The sequence below is a fragment of the Desulfosporosinus metallidurans genome (assembly GCF_001936615.1).
Taxonomy (GTDB): Bacteria; Bacillota; Desulfitobacteriia; order Desulfitobacteriales; family Desulfitobacteriaceae; genus Desulfosporosinus; species Desulfosporosinus metallidurans.
Map to the genome: position 1 here is coordinate 1 of NZ_MLBF01000020.1, position 18733 is coordinate 18733.

At 42.5% G+C, this 18733-nt stretch carries 17 protein-coding genes and 1 pseudogene; 3 read left to right on the plus strand and 15 right to left on the minus strand.

Features of this window, described 5'->3' with window-relative positions; all coding sequences use genetic code 11:
- Positions 1-332 precede the first annotated feature (332 nt).
- The 3 genes from DSOL_RS13305 to DSOL_RS13315 form a co-directional block, all read right to left on the minus strand.
- On the minus strand, positions 333-995 hold the full coding sequence (locus DSOL_RS13305) for an SdpI family protein (protein WP_083642548.1): 663 nt from the start codon (positions 993-995) through the stop codon (positions 333-335).
- The gene (locus DSOL_RS13310) at positions 979-1272 is read right to left on the minus strand and encodes an autorepressor SdpR family transcription factor (protein WP_075365330.1); all 294 of its coding nucleotides are present in this window, start codon (positions 1270-1272) and stop codon (positions 979-981) included. Before DSOL_RS13310 ends, DSOL_RS13305 begins: the two co-directional genes overlap by 17 nt.
- 131 nt (positions 1273-1403) lie before the next feature.
- Positions 1404-1676: a hypothetical protein gene (locus tag DSOL_RS13315; protein WP_075365331.1), complete on the minus strand. Its 273-nt coding sequence runs from the start codon at positions 1674-1676 to the stop codon at positions 1404-1406.
- 171 nt (positions 1677-1847) lie between these two features.
- Here DSOL_RS13315 and DSOL_RS29545 point away from each other — a divergent pair.
- Positions 1848-2135, plus strand: a pseudogene (locus DSOL_RS29545) (methyl-accepting chemotaxis protein); the annotation flags it as partial.
- A gap of 129 nt (positions 2136-2264) precedes the next feature.
- Here the strand turns inward: DSOL_RS29545 and DSOL_RS13325 are convergent.
- The gene (locus tag DSOL_RS13325; RefSeq protein ID WP_075365333.1) at positions 2265-3137 is read right to left on the minus strand and encodes a DMT family transporter; all 873 of its coding nucleotides are present in this window, start codon (positions 3135-3137) and stop codon (positions 2265-2267) included.
- Positions 3138-3386: 249 nt separating this feature from the next.
- Between DSOL_RS13325 and DSOL_RS13330 the strand changes: the two genes are divergently transcribed.
- Entirely contained in the window at positions 3387-3794 is a 408-nt protein-coding gene (locus tag DSOL_RS13330) for a hypothetical protein (RefSeq protein WP_075365334.1), read from the plus strand.
- A gap of 271 nt (positions 3795-4065) precedes the next feature.
- Here the strand turns inward: DSOL_RS13330 and DSOL_RS13335 are convergent, their stop codons facing one another.
- The 3 genes from DSOL_RS13335 to DSOL_RS13345 all read right to left on the minus strand — a co-directional run bounded on the left by DSOL_RS13335 (position 4066) and on the right by DSOL_RS13345 (position 7474).
- Positions 4066-5640, minus strand: coding sequence for an ASKHA domain-containing protein (locus DSOL_RS13335; RefSeq protein ID WP_075365335.1), 1575 nt, complete (start codon positions 5638-5640; stop codon positions 4066-4068).
- 107 nt (positions 5641-5747) lie between these two features.
- Complete coding sequence (locus DSOL_RS13340) at positions 5748-6524, minus strand: NRDE family protein (RefSeq protein ID WP_075365336.1); 777 nt, start codon at positions 6522-6524, stop codon at positions 5748-5750.
- A 50-nt stretch (positions 6525-6574) separates the two neighbouring features.
- Complete coding sequence (locus DSOL_RS13345; RefSeq protein ID WP_075365337.1) at positions 6575-7474, minus strand: GNAT family N-acetyltransferase; 900 nt, start codon at positions 7472-7474, stop codon at positions 6575-6577.
- A 135-nt stretch (positions 7475-7609) separates the two neighbouring features.
- Between DSOL_RS13345 and DSOL_RS13350 the strand changes: the two genes are divergently transcribed.
- The gene (locus DSOL_RS13350; RefSeq protein WP_075365338.1) at positions 7610-8206 is read left to right on the plus strand and encodes a Uma2 family endonuclease; all 597 of its coding nucleotides are present in this window, start codon (positions 7610-7612) and stop codon (positions 8204-8206) included.
- A gap of 134 nt (positions 8207-8340) precedes the next feature.
- Here DSOL_RS13350 and DSOL_RS13355 read toward each other — a convergent pair whose 3' ends face one another.
- The 8 genes from DSOL_RS13355 to DSOL_RS13395 form a co-directional block, all read right to left on the minus strand.
- Positions 8341-9936 (minus strand): L-lactate permease, encoded by a 1596-nt coding sequence (locus DSOL_RS13355; protein WP_075365339.1) that lies wholly within the window; start codon positions 9934-9936, stop codon positions 8341-8343.
- A 49-nt stretch (positions 9937-9985) separates the two neighbouring features.
- Complete coding sequence (locus DSOL_RS13360) at positions 9986-11281, minus strand: phenylacetate--CoA ligase family protein (RefSeq protein WP_075365376.1); 1296 nt, start codon at positions 11279-11281, stop codon at positions 9986-9988.
- A gap of 373 nt (positions 11282-11654) precedes the next feature.
- Entirely contained in the window at positions 11655-13151 is a 1497-nt protein-coding gene (locus tag DSOL_RS13365; RefSeq protein ID WP_235838818.1) for a flotillin family protein, read from the minus strand.
- A gap of 45 nt (positions 13152-13196) precedes the next feature.
- Positions 13197-13814 carry an NfeD family protein gene (locus DSOL_RS13370; RefSeq protein WP_075365341.1) on the minus strand — a complete coding sequence of 206 codons (618 nt, stop codon included), beginning with the start codon at positions 13812-13814 and terminating at the stop codon, positions 13197-13199.
- Between the two features lie 352 nt (positions 13815-14166).
- Complete coding sequence (locus tag DSOL_RS13375; RefSeq protein ID WP_075365342.1) at positions 14167-15060, minus strand: uroporphyrinogen decarboxylase family protein; 894 nt, start codon at positions 15058-15060, stop codon at positions 14167-14169.
- A 135-nt stretch (positions 15061-15195) separates the two neighbouring features.
- Complete coding sequence (locus DSOL_RS13380) at positions 15196-16032, minus strand: Vitamin B12 dependent methionine synthase activation subunit (RefSeq protein ID WP_345788388.1); 837 nt, start codon at positions 16030-16032, stop codon at positions 15196-15198.
- Positions 16001-17671, minus strand: a complete 1671-nt coding sequence (locus tag DSOL_RS13385) for a formate--tetrahydrofolate ligase (protein ID WP_075365343.1) — start codon at positions 17669-17671, stop codon at positions 16001-16003. The genes DSOL_RS13380 and DSOL_RS13385 overlap by 32 nt, the downstream gene beginning before the upstream one ends.
- 345 nt (positions 17672-18016) lie before the next feature.
- A complete protein-coding gene (locus tag DSOL_RS13395) occupies positions 18017-18715 on the minus strand; it encodes a sulfite reductase subunit beta (hemoprotein) (RefSeq protein WP_075365345.1) in 699 nt (232 codons plus the stop codon).
- Between the last annotated feature and the right edge of the window lie 18 nt (positions 18716-18733).

The following is an 18733-nucleotide window of genomic DNA, read 5'->3' on the forward strand; positions in this document are numbered from 1 at the left end:
GTATAACACAAATAGTCGAAATTTCGTATAAATTATTTGCACTGAGCGATATTTTGATGAACAAGGTTGTCTGATTAACGAATATACTTGCGGGCGTGGAACCTGACAAAATGTTCCTACCATATAATGGATTATATATTGGGAATGAAAGTAAGAAGGAAAAATTCTTTGAATTAGGAGTGATCATTATGGACGGATGGTCTCGTAGGCATAGAAGACGAAACTGGCGCCGCTACCCAGGCTGGATCGTCATCCTACCTGGTAATACAAGAAATTTGAGCATCTGCGCTTTAGGGCGTAGATGCTCAATTCAATCAAATTAAAATTATCTTCTACTTCTTGCTAACAATTTTCTGATAAGCAAAATATGAATAAACTATCGGCACCAACGAAATTACCGCCAAAATAAGGATGAATGCAATTCCGTTAAAATTTATGCCAGTAAAGCTTAGTAAGATATTAATGATGCCCCCAATTACCCATAATGGTGCCGCCAATCTGTGGGTTTTTCTCCATACTTCTTCATTTGCTAAAGTCCAAGGAGTCTTTATTCCAATAAAATAGTTGTGCCTGACCCTACCCATTACATTTCCTAATAAAATAAAGAGCAGTGAAATCATGATTTGAATAAAAATCGGTCTGTTAACGACAACTCCTGTAGATATAAGAAGAGTAAATACTTCCAGCCCTAGGAAAAATACCATCAATAAATACTTCTGAAATTGATAAGTTGATTTGAAACTAGCATAGTTTTTACGTTTGGGGTCTATATAGGGAAGAGCTAGAAACATTAAATACATTCCCAGATTGATCAAGGGGAGACCGAAGGCACCAAATAATTTACTTCCATACCCATTAATTTCTCCTCTTGCGTTCCAATGAATCGGAACTCTGTCGGGAAGCGATGGATAAAAATAGGCCCCTAGGGCAAACCCTAAAATAATAAGAATTATAATTAACCAATCTTTCTTCAAAGTACTACTTATCTTTTCCATCTTCAAGTCCTCCTTCGTTGACATGCGTTGTATTAAAAAACCACTTAATTACCTCTTGGAATACTGTAGTGTTCAGCGAATAATAAATATTTTGCCCCTTTCGTTCATCCGTTACCAACGAAGCTTGTTTTAAGGCATTAAGATGGTGGGAAATACTCGGCTTAGTCATGTCAAAATGTTCAGCAATTTCTCCAGCAGTCAAATCTCGATCTTTCAGCAATAAAATAATCTTTCGCCTTGTTGGGTCGGCAAGTGCTTTGAATGGTAGATTAAGCATTGAACCATTGTCCTCCTTATATTTATAAAAATACTTCTATTAGACATTTAGGCAATCGTCTAAATGTCTAATAGAAGTATACTCTTTTTTTCTACAAATAGAAGTACTTTCTGATCGCGCCTTAGAAATAATTAATTGCCAAGTCCGCCTATCAAGATCCGCTGTAAATTGGCATATTTGGCCTCTGCTTGATCTTCATCAATAAACCACAAGAATCCCTGTTCAGAAGACTCACTGTTAAAGGTATGAATCAAACCTCCAGACAAGGCCCCCTTGCCCCAGGCGACAAAAAACTGAGCTGGAGAATTTACCGGATTAACCCCGGCGCCAAAATAAATAGGAATCCCGTTAACCTCAGTGTGTTCAAAAACATTGGCCTTAGTCGTTCCACAAGGATTATCCATTGCATCTTCTTCCTTTCTCGCAGATTAATCTATGTTTCCATACTCAGATGTTCTATTTTGCAATTATTTCCTTGCAAATCCTATGTCTATCCTATAATATAATACAGAATTGGCAACGAGGCCTACCTGATTTTCGGGTAGGCTATTTTTATTTTAAGAGGTTTTTTCAAGATGTCATACGACCACCAAATTATTGATACTTCTATCCTGCTTAGTGAGCTTAAGGATGCTAATCAAGAAATGGGTCAAGTCATCGAATCCATCCGGCAAATCGCTCAGCACACAAACCTTTTATCTCTAAATTCTGCGATCGAAGCGGCGAGAGCAGGCGAAGCTGGTCGGGGATTTAGCGTAGTAGCGGACGAAGTGATGGCCGTACGAACAGCCGATGTGGCGTATGACATAATCGATAAAATTGATCGAAACCTTTTTGAACGCAATTGTGATGCACAAGCATGGTTATTTGAAAAAGAAACTCTCGGCACCAAAATTTATGGTTATGCCCACACGAGAGGTTATAACGCCTATCAAGGTAAAAACTGGTCTGCGCTTGTCACTGAAACCTTATGACATTGCAAGGTGTGCTAATTATGGTTCCTTAACTACTAAAAAAACTCCGCTGAAAATTAGCACAGCCCCAATCCAAAACGAAAGCCCCACTTGTTCTCCTAGAAAAAACCATGCTAAGAGGGTCCCTGCAATAGGCTGAAAGAAAAAGAAGAGACCTCCACTAGCAGCATCAACCATTTGTAAGCCTTTGTTCCAAAGAAAAAAAGCAGCAGCCGTGGCAACGATACCAAGATATAATACTCCACCCCATATAGTGGGTTGTGAGAGCGCAAGAATTTGAGTTTGATTTATCTGGGAAAAAACAACTGGGGTTATCACGACTGTCGCTATAGCAATTGCGTATGTTGTAACGACTAGTTGGGAATACCCACTTGGAATCCGCTTTACAAGCACAGACATTAAGGCCCAAGTTAGCGCTGCTATGCCTAGGACTATTCCTCCCAGCTGATTTGCCTTTCCAATATCACCGACTCCTACAATGCATAACACACCGATCATGGCAATAATTGTGGATAGGCCTTTGCGAAATGTGATCTTTTCTTTCAAGATAAAGCGAGCAAATATTACCATAAACGCAGGGGTTGACGAGGTAATCATCGCCCCCATTTGAGCAGACGAGAGCTTTGTTCCTACAAATTGAGTCCAAATGGATATCGCATAACCGATCACACCGATAGCTATAATATTCCCAAAGTCTCGTCTATGAATATGCCAGGATTGGTGAGTGGCAACTCCAATTAGACAAAGGGTGATAAGAGCTACCACATAACGCAGCCAGACCAATTCAAGCGGCTGAATAACAGTAAGCACGACTTTACTGACGACATACATACCCCCCCAAATTGTAGCTGCCAGCGCCAAGTAAATCGACCCTAAATGATTCTTTGTCATCTATTTCCTCCCATTCGTTTCTATTCTAATTTATCCCCCTTCTACAATTCAATTTTAGATTTGATTTTCCTTCCCAAATATCTGAAACAATGAGGTATAAGCCCATAAAAACGTTTTATCGCGTACGCGTCCGAGCACAGCAATTAAGAGAATCGTCACGGGAGTAAATATTCTGCACCCTTTCTCTTTCTCTTGGGGTTGAACACAAGCATGTGTGTTAAAATGAGAGAAAGGAGGAGTATGATTTAGATGTTTACACAGGCTTATACCCCTGAACAATCTGCCTTTGGCAAACTTGACAATGGCCGTGACGTCCTCATACTATATGTCAAAGAATTTTGTGAAGAAGTCAAAGTTATCAGACGATCGGGCCTATCAAGATATACCTATAACTGGTTTGCAACTGAACACAAAGATGCCTATGTCCTCCAAGTAACCTGGGAAAACGAGGTTCACATTGCGATCCGATTTAACCCTCAGCATTTCAGTCTCATTGAAAAATTACTTCAACCAAGGGATGTTATCCTTACCACAACGCCGATTTCCGCACTTATGGAGAAGGCGGAAAAAAGCAACTATAACTTTCTCGAATTCAGCGAAGTGCTTACGTTCAGCAACTTATCCTTTGCTATTCCTCGTTCAGATTACCAAAACTAAACAAATTCATCTTCCTGGCGACCGGAGTAATAATGTCACAGTCTAATCCGCCATCTTAGATGATCTGTGGTGCATGTAAAGATTCTGACAATCGTTAGCTACTGGAATAACGCAAAAGATCGAGACCTACTCTCGATCTTTTTGCGTTATTCCATTCTAAGATCCCACTTCTAGAAGTGGGGGTTCCACTTTTCTGCTTCGTTGCGGATAGAATCTCCCACTCCTTTAAATGGTTTAAAGTAAGCACCAAAGTATAAAGTATTGTTATAGATTAGGCACGAGTTTGCAGTCGTCTCTTAACACTTGGATAACGGTCAAGATCCGTGTGTGGCAGAAATTTACTGCCGCTGAATTTCTCCATAAAAGCCGTATTGGCATTTAATTCGAAATAGGTAACCTTGGCTGCAATCCCTTCGGCTTCCAAACGCTTAGAGCGAGATAGAAGCACTTGACGCGCTGCTTCGCCTGAACTATTCCCTAAGCGCACTATTGCAGAACGCGGGAGATCGGGATAGAGACCAATTGTAATAGCTGACTCAATCGGCAAATACTGCCCAAATGCCCCAGCAGCATAAAAACAGTTAAGTTCCTGCCAAGCACAGCCTACGTTTTCCATTAAAAGATCGGTAGCAGAATTGACTGCCCCTTTGGTGGCCATAAAGTTATTAATATCTATTTGCGTAACAACAATGTCTTTTCCCACCGCCGATGCTTGGACGGGAACTACGACAAATTCGTCCCTTCCTTTCTGAAAACGAGCAGTCCTATCGATGATCCCATTAAGGAAAAGTTCGGCCAGCGTGTCCACCAGGCCAGAGCCACAAATACCACGGGCCGGCATGTCAGCCACTGTAGTATACTGAACCTGTCCCGTCACCGGATCTATGGCTACATGATCCACTGCACCCGGTTCGGCCCGCATACCGAAGGCCGTGACGCCGCCTTCCAGAGCTGGACCGGCTGCTCCAGCACAGGCCACAAGCCAGTCTTCATTACCCAGCACAATCTCTCCATTTGTGCCGATGTCAACGAAAAGTGAGACATCAGACTGAGTATGCATCCCACTGACCAGGATTCCGCCGATCACATCACCCCCAAGGTAGCTTCCGATGCTCGGCAGGCAATAGACTGGGGCCAGGGGATGAATGTCAATTCCTAGTTCTACTGCAGAAATCAAACCGGGATTGTTGACAACGGGGGTATAAGGAGCCCGACAAATCGAAGCGGAGTCTAGGCCCAGTAAAAGGTGAATCATAGTAGTATTGGCCCCAATGGCAGCAGCCGTAATCTTGTCCGTCTCCATTGGTGAAGGACAAAGACGCCTAATCAAATTATTCAAGGTATCCACAACCGCTTTTTGTAGCCGTGCCAAACCACCTGGCTCGGCAGCATACCGAATACGGCTTAATATATCCTCGCCCTGAGCAATTTGGCCATTGTAGTCAGCTGCGTGTCTCATAACAGTGCCATCGCACAGATTAATGAGGTATACGACCACAGTAGTTGTGCCAATGTCGATTGCCAGGCCGTATTGTTCCCTTGTCGTATCTCCCTGTTCTAGGTCAATCAATTTCCAGCTTTGACCAGTGTCTGCTAGGATAGCTGTGACCTGCCAATCAGCACTGCGACATAGGCTGGGTATCTTGGACATAAGTGACAATGGCACATTGACAGAACCATAGGTGCGTTCCAGAGTTTGACGCACCTGATCGACATCGGCGCGGTTATCCATTGGGCTCGGCGGATCAAGGGAGAGAAAAACCTTCCGAGAGAGAGGCTCAAGGTTGGCAAGTGTTTTCTGAACCTGTTCCGACAGAATCACTGGCTTCTCATTAATGTTTGGCATTGCGATACCTTCTTTATATTATTTCATATAAACCAAATTTTCTTTCATTTGATTATCTAACTATACCACTTGAGTTTAAGCTTGTAACTCTATATCAATGACAAATATTATCTTACTTCTGAAACGGAGAATGAGTACCCCACTTCGTCTCCCTGTTGCTGACCCTGGATAAAACTTTTTTCTTTAAACGTCACATGATTATCTCGATCAATCAAAAGTACTGTAGATGCTCTCGTTCCATACTCAGTTCCCTCAATAAAAATGGGAGACAACATCTTTTCTCGTTCTTGACTTATCCCGGTATCGGGCAACTCATTGTCTTGAGCGAATTCCGTATCTACCAACATTTCAAAGAGAAATTGGGGTTCAACAACCGTCCTATTCACTAAATAATTCGCTAAGACTTGTTTGCTTTTTTGGACTTTAGGCCAAGGAGTATCCAGAAAATTATTACTAAGCCCATAAATTCCAGGTCCAAGGACCTTAACGGACGAAGATTGATTGCTGAAATATAATAGACTTGTGGAATCACCGACTAAGAGATTAAATGGATTATAGCAAGTCCGATTGTTTACAACATCTAACATGTACTGATCGGGGGATTCATTATAGCATAGGAAGTCACTCACTAAACCCCCGCGAGATTGGGCATCCTTGATTTGCGCAGAAGGATCACGAAAGTTCGTTAGTGCCGCAAAACGGCCCGTTCTCGTAATTCCCATCCAAGTTCCTAACATCTCCAAATCTCTGCCTGCTAAAACTAATGGATGGGAATCCCAGAAATGGGCTCGTTCTGTCGGTCGATGATAATACTCATCCCTATTTGCTGCCAGTATTAAGCGATAGTGCGGATGACAATCATAGGCAAAAAAGAGCAAACACATACCAGAAACCTCCATTCTAACAAAAACTCTGTTGTCCCTTGGTGCACGCATTAATCCACTTTATCCGGGTGAACAGTTACCGGTAGCTTTTGGCGATAATACTCATAAGCCACCACTATTTTGAAGCCAAATTTTTGGTAAAGGGCTAACGCCTGGGCATTATCGCTATTGACGTCAAGAGTTATTTCTGTTTTTCCTTTTTGCCATAAACGATCTACGATCAAATGTAGTAGTTCTTCTCCGTATCCCTTGCCCCTATATTCCGGAACGATCCCAAAGCCAAATATCGACCCTACCTCATCATCTTGATTGGTGGAGCCCAAACCAATCGGGACATTGTTCAAAACGGCAAGGTACTGTTCACGAGTTTCGGATTCAAAACAATTCTCAATCCGACTTTTTGCATCCTCGTAGGGCTCATCGAAGGTCCTGATACTCGTCTCAATCACCTTTTCAAGGTCCTCTAGCTCAGGCCGTAATAGCAACAGACGATACACATACGCGCTTCCATTTCGATTTTCAGATCCACCCTGATCTAACCTCATAGAATACTCGGTATGCTCATACTCAGCCTTAAGGGCATTGATAACCTGTTTACCTGAGTTTGATTGAGTTTCGCAGACAAACAGAATCTCTGGAATGTTGAATTTCCTAAGTTCCTCAACAGCTTTTGCAAGCAATGCTTTAAAATAACCATTCCTTCTATACTTTGGTAACGTATAGCCTGTAATTTCCGCTTCCTGTTGTGTTGGGATAAACATGGATAGCATACTGATTAATTCACGATTTTCATAGAGCAAAAAGACACAATTTATGCAATGATTAAAGTTTAGAGACGAGTCTAAGAACATACTTCCTAGAAGGTTATCATAGTCATTACAGATTCTTTCAAGGTTAAGAACCTCATTTAAAACCTTCTCTCCCAAACTCACATACCCTTTAATAAACATGGATTCCCTCCTTAGATGACACCCACATTTATTATAAGGTTTTTTCAGCTACCTGGACAAGTTTTTTATACCACACTATGATGTAATCAATCTAAATATTTGGTATAATATGAGAGCAAGGGAGGATTGATAATTATGCCATTGCCGCAAGAAAAAGGCGAATATTCTTATGCCGATTACCTCACCTGGCCGGAAGGTGAACGATGGGAAATCATTGACGGCATAGCTTATATGCAAGCTACACCATCTCCTATTCACCAAGAAATATCAATGGGTCTCTCTGCTCAATTTCATCACTACCTTTCAGGTAAGCCCTGCAAAGTCTATCCTGCGCCATTCAGTGTTAGATTTCCGAAGGATAACGACAAGAAAAATGAAGATATTAAAAAAGTTTTTGAACCGGATATTTCCATAGTGTGTGACAAAGCGAAAATTGATAGCAAAGGGTGTAATGGTGCTCCCGATCTGATTGTTGAAATCATGTCACCCTCTTCTGTTAAAATGGACCGATTTACAAAGTTCAATAGTTATGAAAAAGCAGGAGTGAAAGAATACTGGATTGTAGAACCCGAAGGAAAGCTAGTCAGTGTCTTTGTTCTGCAAGCTGACCAACGATATGGTCGGCCCGAAGTATATTCTGAAGAGGACAAGATAAACGTTTCAATTTTCCCAGACCTTATCGTTGATTTAGAACCAGTATTTGCAGGCATCGTGCAAGTTGGGGACGTATAAAATAAGGCTGGAAGCAAATATCGCTTCCAGCCTTATTTTATGTGCTATGATATTGCACTTAATGAGTTCGCCCTTACTACCAGACTAAATTCTTTGCCGTATTCCAATGTATTAAAGCGCCGACATTAAGCTGACTAAACATAAATTCTTAAGAAACCCATAACCAAGGCAGTGGTTACAGCTATTAGAATTAAGGAAAATACAAAAGCGATTCTAATGACCTTAGTTTCTTCTCCCATCTTGTCAATGGCAGCAGCCGCATTCTGCAATTTCGCTGGAGAAATAACGCTTGCTAAACCGCCACCAAAGGCCAATCCTGCCGTGACGATCAGCATTCCTTCTAAACCCATATGGAGTAAACTTGCCGTCTTCATGGTATACATTGAGAACATTGCTATGGTAGAGGCTTCGCTGCCTGTTATGAATCCCCCCAATAAGCCAATGAAAGCAACCACCGAACCATACGCATTACTGAAGATCTGGGACGAGAAGTTTGCCAGAACCTGCACCATACTGGCTACAGCAAACTTATTGGCAGCCATATCAAAACCAGAAAAATTCATAATCTCCCCTATACTAAAGAAAATAGCGACTGCAAAGACTGGCCTAGGTGCCCTCTTCCACCACACCTTAAATGTCTCTTTCAATTGAGATGACGTCGGTTTAATAAAGACCATGGACAAGAAGGTACTCACAAAAATCCACGTATAAGCATTCCACAACGCTCTTGTCATTATAGGCTTTCCATCAGCTGATAATCCGGCGATGGGAAGAGTAACCTTTCTGTAGAGAAAATTAAACATATCCGTTGGCAGGTTGAGCGCTAGAATTAAAAGAATAAGCAGGCCCCATGGTGTTAATGCCTTCCAAAGAGGATAGTATTTTTCATACTCCAGCTCTTCGACAGTGAGCCTGCTTTTGTCGATCACCTTTTTCCCTGTCACTACAAGATAAAATACCATAGCAATAATAACAGCCGCCCCACACATGATGCCAGTCAGAACCACGAGTCTGTCTACTTTATTCGTAAAATAGGAGACAAATGTTATGACCGCACCAGTAATAAGACAGGGCAGCCAACCATCTTTGATACCCTGCCACCTGCCTACAATCCAGAGCATGCAAAAACCGATTAAAGTGGAGATAATCGGTAGGAACATGAAAAACACGCTGCCCGCTTGGGACAAGCTTATTTCGTGACCCTTGCCCAAAAATGAATTAGCCATATCGACAAAAACAACCACAGGTGCGCCCAACAAAGCATAGGTGCATAAAGCATCATACCCAATGCAGGGTAGCGCTATGGAAACATAGGTGGAATAACCTAAGGCCAACATAATGGGCGGCAGCAAAGAGACAGGGGTTGCTCCAACTGATACCATCAGCGTACCAAAGCCAATATTGATCAGCATAATTTGAACAGCCCTGTTATCACTGGCAATCGTTTTTATAAAAATAATAACTCTCCGAAGTGCTCCGGTTTTCTCCATAAAGGCCATCTGCAACAGAGAGGTTGCGACGACCAATGAAACCGTGAACGACTTTACCCCACCAGCTATGGTAGACCGGAAGATCACTTCAAGACTCGTTCGGAAAAATACGAAGGCGATCACCGAAACAACGATCCATCCTACGATCCCACTAATATCCGCAGGCTTCTTCCAGACAACGAGCATCAATATTATGACGGCAATAGGAGTCAACGTTAATAAAAGTGAACTAATTGGCATCACTAATCACCACCCCATTTCAAAGTTTCAGGTATAACTAGTCAACTATCTAGTTGCGGTAATCGTAGACCCGCTTGGCTTTACCCGCGCTGCGTTCTAGTGTTCCTGGCTGAACAATTTTCAACCGGACGTTAATGGAAAGTACGCCATGGAGCTTCTGGCGGATATATCCCGTGAAATCTTCCAACTTGGAGTAGGGTTCGAGCAAGTCTTCGCGGGTAAGCTCGACTACCACCTCCAGCTCGTCAAGGAAGTTTCGTCTATGGACATTGATCACGTAATGAGGACCAATGCCCTCGATATTCATTAGAACGCTTTCAATCTGAGAAGGGAAGACATTAACTCCACGGATAATCAGCATATCGTCCGTGCGACCGACAACCTTGCGCATACGCGCTGTGGTCCGACCGCACTGACATGGTTCTTGGGTAATACAGGAGATGTCTTTAGTCCGGAAACGGATCACGGGAAAAGCTTCCTTAGTTAAGGAAGTAAAGACCAGTTCACCTTCCTGACCTGGTTCGAGGACTTCACCCGTCTCGGGATCAATCGTCTCAATAATAAAATGGTCCTCGGCAATATGATGTCCGCACTTGTATTGGCATTCCCCAGCCACACCCGGTCCCATTACTTCGCTTAGACCATAGTTATCCGAGGCCGAGATTTTCAGTCTAGACTCAATCTCCTTACGCATCTCCTCAGTCCAAGGTTCACCCCCGAACAGACCAATCCTAAGCTTCAAAGAGGAGATATCGATCCCCATTTTCTCAGCAACTTCAGCGATATAGAGTGAATAACTAGGAGTCGAAATCAGCACGGTAGTGCCAAAATCCTGCATCAGCATGAGCTGTCGTTCGGTATTCCCTCCGGAAACGGGGACGACCATGGCGCCTGCCCTTTCCAGTCCATAATGTAGGCCAAACCCACCTGTAAAAAGGCCGTAGTTAAACGCGATCTGGGCGACGTCTTCTGAGGTCACACCCGCCAATGTGACCATTCGAGCAGTAAGGTCGGTCCAGTTATTGAGATCGCCAGCCGTATACCCGACGACCACCGGGCGACCCGTAGTTCCGGATGAGGCATGAACGCGAACCACTTCCTTCTGAGGAACAGCAAAAAGACCGAAGGGATAGTTGTCTCTTAAATCAACCTTCGTGGTAAAAGGCAGACGTTTTAAGTCGTCCAAAGATTTGATATCCTCAGGAGTAATACCGAGTTCCTCGAACTTCGTTCTATAATGAGGCACGTTGTGGTACACCCTGTTGACTGTCCACTTCAGACGCTCTAATTGCAATTCCTCCAGCCGACTGCGGTTCATACATTCTTGCTCAATATTCCAGATCACAATTAACCAACCTTTCTTCTGTTGAATATAGCGAACCATTAGAAAGAAACAAAAAATAGCTACCTAAAAAAGGATAGCTACTTATACTCAATCGCTGAATACTTCATATTCTACCATCCTTCCATTCTGAAACTATGATTTCTGTGTTCCAATTTCTTAGTCCTACCTATTCCTACCCTACTACAAACCTGTGAAACAACTCACAGGTCACTCTACATTATCTATTTTACCCAACTATAATGGAATTGTCTATCGGAAAATTATTATCACTATGGTGTTACCCCTGCATAAGCATTGACACCCCCTTTATAAATCAATGCTGTTACGAAATAGAACCAAGCATAAATAGATTTGCTTGGTTCTTACCTAAAACTTACTCACTCTCTGTTTTTCTTTCAGTATCCTTGGCTATGCCATTTGTACCAATACTATTAGCATTATCATTGGGTACCTTCAAGGAATTAATAAGATTACCTATGTGTACTCCCGTAAGTTGTTCGATGACTTCTGGCATTTGGGCCATCATGTCCGTAATATCACGGGTAACTTTTTGCACACCTGAGTTATCTCCACCTGTTGAGATAACTGTAATCTTGTCTACGTTTTCCAGAGGACTAGCAATAGCCTTAGCCAATTCGGGAATGCCGGATAAAAGTTTATCGAGAATGGCTGCTTGAGAGTAATTACTAAACGATTGCGCTTTGGCTAAAATAGTATCCGCTTCCGCTTTACCTTTGGCACGAATGATTTCAGCTTCAGAGTTACCTACTGCCCGTGTTGCTTCAGCCTTTGCTTCATTCTCAAGTTTAATAGTAAGTGCATTAGCTTCAGCTTTAGCCTGATTTTCAAGTTTTGTTACCGTTGCGTTGGCTTCGGCTTTCGCTTGATTCTCGATTTTTACCGCCCTAGCTTGCGCCTCGGCTGGTTTGATAATATCTGCTTCTAGTTCTTTTTGTTTACGTTCAATTTCTGCATTTGCAACATTTACCTGCCCTTGTCTTTCTATCTCCTTAATCTTCCATTCTTGTTGAGTCAAGTTTTGTTTGAGTTCAGCTGTACGAAGATTATAGGCATTTTCCTTATCTGCTCTTGCGGTCTCAACTTCAGTGTCGTACTTCGCTTTTTTAAGATTTAATTCCTTGATATTTTCAGCTTGTTTTGATTGAGATGCGGTTTCTGCCATAACTCGTTCTTGTTCGGCGTTTGTTTTGGCAATTGCTGCGTCTCTATTGGCGGATGCTTTTGTTGTTTCCGTCTCTTTTTCAGCGATAGCCTGAGCAATTTGAGCCTCTTTAAGGACGCGTGCAATCTCCGGTTTACCCATATTTTCGATGTAACCATTGGCATCTTTGACATTCTTAATGGTGAAAGATCGAACTTCCAAACCCATTTTGGAGAGATCTAATTGGCACGTGGCGAGCATTCGAGATTGAACCATTTCAGGGTCTTTGACGATTTCCTCGACAGTCAACGTCCCGACGATTCCGCGCAGATGCCCTTCCATGACCTGTTTGATCATCGCTTCGCGCTCTTCAGCCTCTTTATTGAGAAACTGGATCGAGGCTGTTTTGATGCTATCCGAATTATCCTGCACTTTTATCTGCGAAACGGCCTCAACCGTCACAGCAACTCCTTGGTTTGTATATAAATCATTTTGTGGCGCAATATCAAAGGACATTAACGCTAAGGATAATCGTTTGGAGGTTTGAACAAGTGGCCATACTACCCTGCCTCCACCCGTAATAACATTACTGCCACCCATCCCAAAAACCACTAAAGCCTCATCCGGTCCAACCTTCTGAAACATCTTGGCAAGAACTGTCACTACTAGTAAAAGTCCGATTACTGCCAGAACAACAATAGTGATCACTTGAAATATCCCCATATTAATCAATGCCCTCTTTCAATCTTGCGTTTATTTGGATTCCAAATTGAATTTGTCGCTCTTAACGACCATTGCCACACCGCTGACAATGCCAATTATTACAACGTTTTCGCCCTTTTGCACTTCTCCATTCTGCTTATGCTTTGCTGGTATTGCCCTAGTATCCCCATCAATTGTATAAATCACCTCCCCTACTCTTTGGTCAGATAATGCCGAACTTACTGTACCGGTTACTCCTATAATGTCGTCTATAGAAGTCGTGAGGAATTTTGACTGTCCTTTTAGCATGGCAGACAGTATTTTCCGCACCACGTACCAACAAAGCAACCCGACTACTAGGGCAGGTATTAATGATAGTAGAGCTACTTTTAACATTCCATAGGCGATTAACCCAGCTGCACCAAATCCAATTAAAAACGCAAACATTGCGTTTATGTTTAACAATGGAACGTTATTCCCTGAAGTACCCTCTTGAGAAACTGGGCTGTGGTGGTCAATATGCACTGTTGCATGGTCAAATGATCCATGAGGAGTATGCGATGCCCCGTGCCCGCTTCCAAAGATTAGAGCTGAGATACTAAGTAAGATTCCTAAACTCATACAGATTATGTATACAGCATTGATGCTGTCGATATAGAAATTTTCCATTTTCCCACCCCCAGATTTACTCCCATTTTCCCAATACTTTATAACTCCACAATCCTTTTTAGAACACATCCACTACGTGTAGCAAGCTAATCGCTTCCACCTTTTCCCTATATCCTCATAATTCTCTAAAGTCCAACAAATCCCTGCTTATGCAGGAACAGAATTTTACAGTCCATTAACAAAACCATTTGATTTAGTTTCACGATAATCCCTAAGTAAAGTAAGAATACAAAGTAGCAAAATAGAACCAAGATTAAACTGATTCTACTTGGTTCTATCATTATTAATAATTGTATTCACTTTATACTTGAGGTGCCTCTATTTCAAACTGGCTCTGATGAAATTCATTTACCTACGATCTCAAAACGGGAAAGTTACTCACGAACTGATACACATCCATGACCTGTTGGGCCGACTGAACACTCCCAAGGATCCCAGCGCTACTGCCAAAGATGTACCCCCCCCCCTTAGCAGCTACCGTCAATAATTCACTGGCTCTTTCCGTCCTGTTTTCCTCTTCAAACCAACCCAGATCATAGCCACCCATCAAACAAACACTATTTTCCGTCGCCCTTCTGACGTTTGCTATCTCCGTAAGCGAAGGAAGATCTAAGGAATGTAACCCATCCACTCCAGAATTAATTATATCGTCCAATACCGACACTAAGTCTCCATCCGCATGGAAAAAAACAGGTGCATTTTGTCCCCGCAAAACGTCTACCTGCTCCGTAAGACTCGGAAAAAAGTACTTACGCAGAGCTGCCGGGGAAATAAATGTACCACCATTATAAGCTATGTCATCTGCAACGATGATTCCATTTGCACCCGAAGCCAAAGCATTTAGCCCTAATTCAACATTAGTAGCTATAGCCTCTGCGACAAGTTTTGGTATTATCGGATCACGTTTAGCGATCGCCAACAGATAATCGGTAAACGAAGAGAAAAGTTTGGCTGTTCCTTGAAATGGACCATCGATCAAAGCAAAAACAAAAAAGTCCGTCTCTTTTTTCCATAGTTTAAAACTTTCCCAAACCTGGCCTTTATCTTGTTGAGAGGAAGAAGGAGAAAAAGCTAAAGCGTCTAGCCCACAAAGTTCACAAGCTTCCACCCTATCTTTAAACTTAACTTTTTCCTTGAGACCTAATAAATTGGCCACAAATCCATCTTCAAGATGAAACTCCCCTTTAGGTATGCGATCCACCCTCTCAAAGCGTATAGCCGCAAATATTCTTTCGATTTTTGTCACGCTGCACACTTCCTTTGTAATTGCTACGAAATCATTTACCAGCGTTTCCGCTTCGCTAATTTTCCTTAATGTGTTAATAAATATTATACTGTTTCAGACATGTTATTGCTATAGATGAACTTAATGATTAGGCACTTATGAAATACCGCAGTCTTGACCGCACTTATTCATGTTACAGGTTTTTTGCAAACTACAGAAATCACAATGAGTTTTACCTTGGAAGTTTGGTAAATTCTTTCCGACACCCATGACAAGTGCCACTGACTTTCGGGGAATCATTAAATTAGAATTTGTGAGATTAATCCCTATTCTTTCTGCATCAAGCCCTTCTATGATGGTTCTTACATCTTCGAGCCCACTCCAATATGAGTGACCTGGCCCTAAGAGGAATGTTGTATTCATTCCAACACCTTTATACTTCTCCTCAAGTTCTCTGACTGCTAACATTATGCTTTTAGAGAGAAATACTGATCCCGCTGCATCAAGTGCGAAGGACTCTAATATTTGACCGGCATTATTATAATCCAAAACAGCGTTATCCAAAGCACTTCCAATGGTCATAGCATACAATAGTAATTTTTCAGCTTTTCCTGCCACTCTCACTAATAGTTTACTTCTTAACTGTGGCCCCCCCTCCAGAAAAAGTTCTTGTTCGCTAACCCCTGATATGACAAACTCGCGCCAAATAGCCGTGGGACGAACAAGTCTAGCATCTTGATTCAAGATCCGGTTGTGTATCTCTACCACACTTGGGCGAGGGGAACGTTTGCTGTAATCAGCTCCTTCTGCCCTAAAAACCTCTTCAAGAGTAACATTCGGCAAGGGAACCTCCATAATTATGGATTCTTTCATAACTTGACCCTTCTTTCCAAAAATCGCCATGAGATCAACACTAAATATTGCTGATCTCATGGCGATCTGATAGTTACTTTCTTTAAATCTAGAACAATCCTGTAATTGTTCCGTCAGCATCAATATCCATTCTCATTGCCGCCGGTCGTTTCGGCAATCCTGGCATGGTCATAATAGCACCCGTAATCGCTACCAAGAACCCGGCTCCAGCAGAGAGACGGACTTCCCGAACGGTGATCGTGAAACCCGTCGGCCGACCTAACCGAGTGGCGTCATCTGTGAGAGAGTACTGTGTCTTTGCCATGCAGACAGGCAAATCACCATAACCCATCTCAACATATTTTTTCATGGAAACTTGAGCTGCTTTATCGAAGTTAACGCCATCCGCCCCATAAATCTCTTTAGCGATCTTCTCGATTTTCTCTTCAATGGACAACTCCAATTCATAGAGAACCTTGAATTTGGACACTTTGTGTTCGAGTACGGAAAGTACTTTTTCTGCTAGCTCAACGCCGCCTTCCCCACCCCGCGTAAACACTTCGGAAAGGGCCACTTCTGCACCTAACTCCTGACATCTCTCGCGCACTAAGTTTAGCTCATCTTCTGTGTCCGTTGGGAACCGGTTAATCGCTACAACCGCTGGAACACCAAATTTGCTCATGTTTTCAATGTGTTTCTCAAGGTTGACCACACCCCGTGCTAAAGCTTCTAAATCTTCTGTGCCTAACTGATCTTTGGCTACCCCACCGTTCATCTTTAAGGCCCGAACAGTCGCCACAATGACGACAGCCTCAGGGTTCAATCCACCGAAGCGGCACTTCAGATCAAAGAATTTTTCTGCTCCAAGGTCAGCACCAAAACCAGCCTCTGTCACGAGATAATCCGCCAGTTTAAGGCCCAGTTTCGTTGCCATAATGCTGTTACACCCGTGAGCAATATTCGCAAACGGCCCACCATGGATAAAGACAGGCGTGTTTTCTAAGGTTTGAACAAGATTCGGTTTAATGGCGTCTTTCATAAGAAGCGCCATTGCCCCTTCGGCTTCTAAATCATGAGCAGTTACAGGCTTTCCTTCATAAGTATACGCCACGACAATCTTACCAAAACGTGCTTTCAGATCCATAAGGTCACTAGCCAAACAGAGGATCGCCATGACTTCAGAGGCTACAGTAATATCATAGCCACTTTCGCGGGGTACCCCTTCCATCTTGCCACCCAAACCCATAACGATTTTGCGAAGAGCACGGTCATTCATATCCACGACACGGCGGAATACGACTTGACGAGGATCAATATTTAAAAGGTTTCCTTGTTGAATGCTGTTGTCTAACATTGCTGCTAAGAGACTATGGGCCGACGTGATAGCATGAAAATCTCCGGTAAAATGGAGATTTATGTCTTCCATAGGAACTACTTGAGCATACCCACCTCCCGCAGCTCCACCTTTTACTCCAAAACAAGGCCCAAGGGATGGTTCACGGATCGCGATCATAGCACTCTTGCCCATTTTGGAGAGAGCTTGTCCTAATCCCACAGTTGTTGTTGTTTTTCCTTCTCCTGCAGGGGTAGGATTAATAGCAGTGACTAAGATAAGCTTGCCATTGGGCTTATCGTTTAACCGATCCCAGACACTCAAATTAATCTTGGCTTTGTATTTACCATATAACTCGATCTCATCCTCTTTCAAATCGAGTCCTTTGGCAATTTCTGAAATTGGTTTCATTACTGCTGCTTGTGCAATTTCAATGTCACTTTTCAAGTTATTAACTCCCTTCTAGTTTAGTTTTTACAACCTTCTACGCTAACCTTTAGTTGGTATTTCAGCTTTCCTTTCTCATCTGTGCTTACTTGTATATACATGTGTATGTTCATGATCTTATCATATATCTCTTTCATTATTCTGTCAATAAGCCAAATTCTCACTCTTTGAATATTCAATAACCTGTTATTATTCAGCACCACGAAACAATCGATGCTCCTCATATTTACAATCAATAAAAGAAGTAAGGCTGGAGAAAAGTTCCCCAGCCTTACTCAATAAATTCCATATAAAGTTTTTCTACTGCATAAACTTCTGAACTGAGAGTACTCCGTTTTACCCTAGTTAACCCACGAGAAAGCTCGCAACCGTCTCAAAACCCATTCTTTCCACAGTTTTAGCGAATCGTTCTCCAGGCAAGCCGTTCTCACGATAATAAGTGATTGCCTTTTCAACAATATCCAACGCCTCACTGACTGAATAGAGGCCCGCTAATTCTTGACCCACCATGTGATCTTTGCCAAACATACCTCCAATCATAATAGTGACTTGGTTAGGTTTTCTTCCTTGAAGCCCAATACATCCGAGCAGCGGCTTGGTACAGCCGTTATTACACCCGCTAACTACAATTCTGAATTTATTCGGGAGCAATGATTTGTACTGTCCTCTATAAAATCGTTCATCAATTTCCTTACCCACATCCTCTGTGTTAAAGAAGCCAAATTTGCAAACATTCCCTTTGCAGACAAGTGCGGGTCTAACCCGTATCCCTGTGCCACCAATAAACAGGCCGACTTCCTTAAGCTCACTAGCTACCTTGTCTAGATCTTGATGCTTTATCCATGGAATTTCTACATTAGCTCTTTGAGTTAAGTTAAAAACGCCCTTGCCATATTTTTCACATATTTCCGCAATTTTACGTGCTACCTCCGCATTCATTTTACCAGCCGGTATTAAAACCCTACATGCAAAGTGAACACCGTCGTCGGAGGGTATATATCCTTGTCCTAGTAATGATTTCTTCTGGTCATTCGTCAATTCCATCAAAAAACCTCCTCGTAT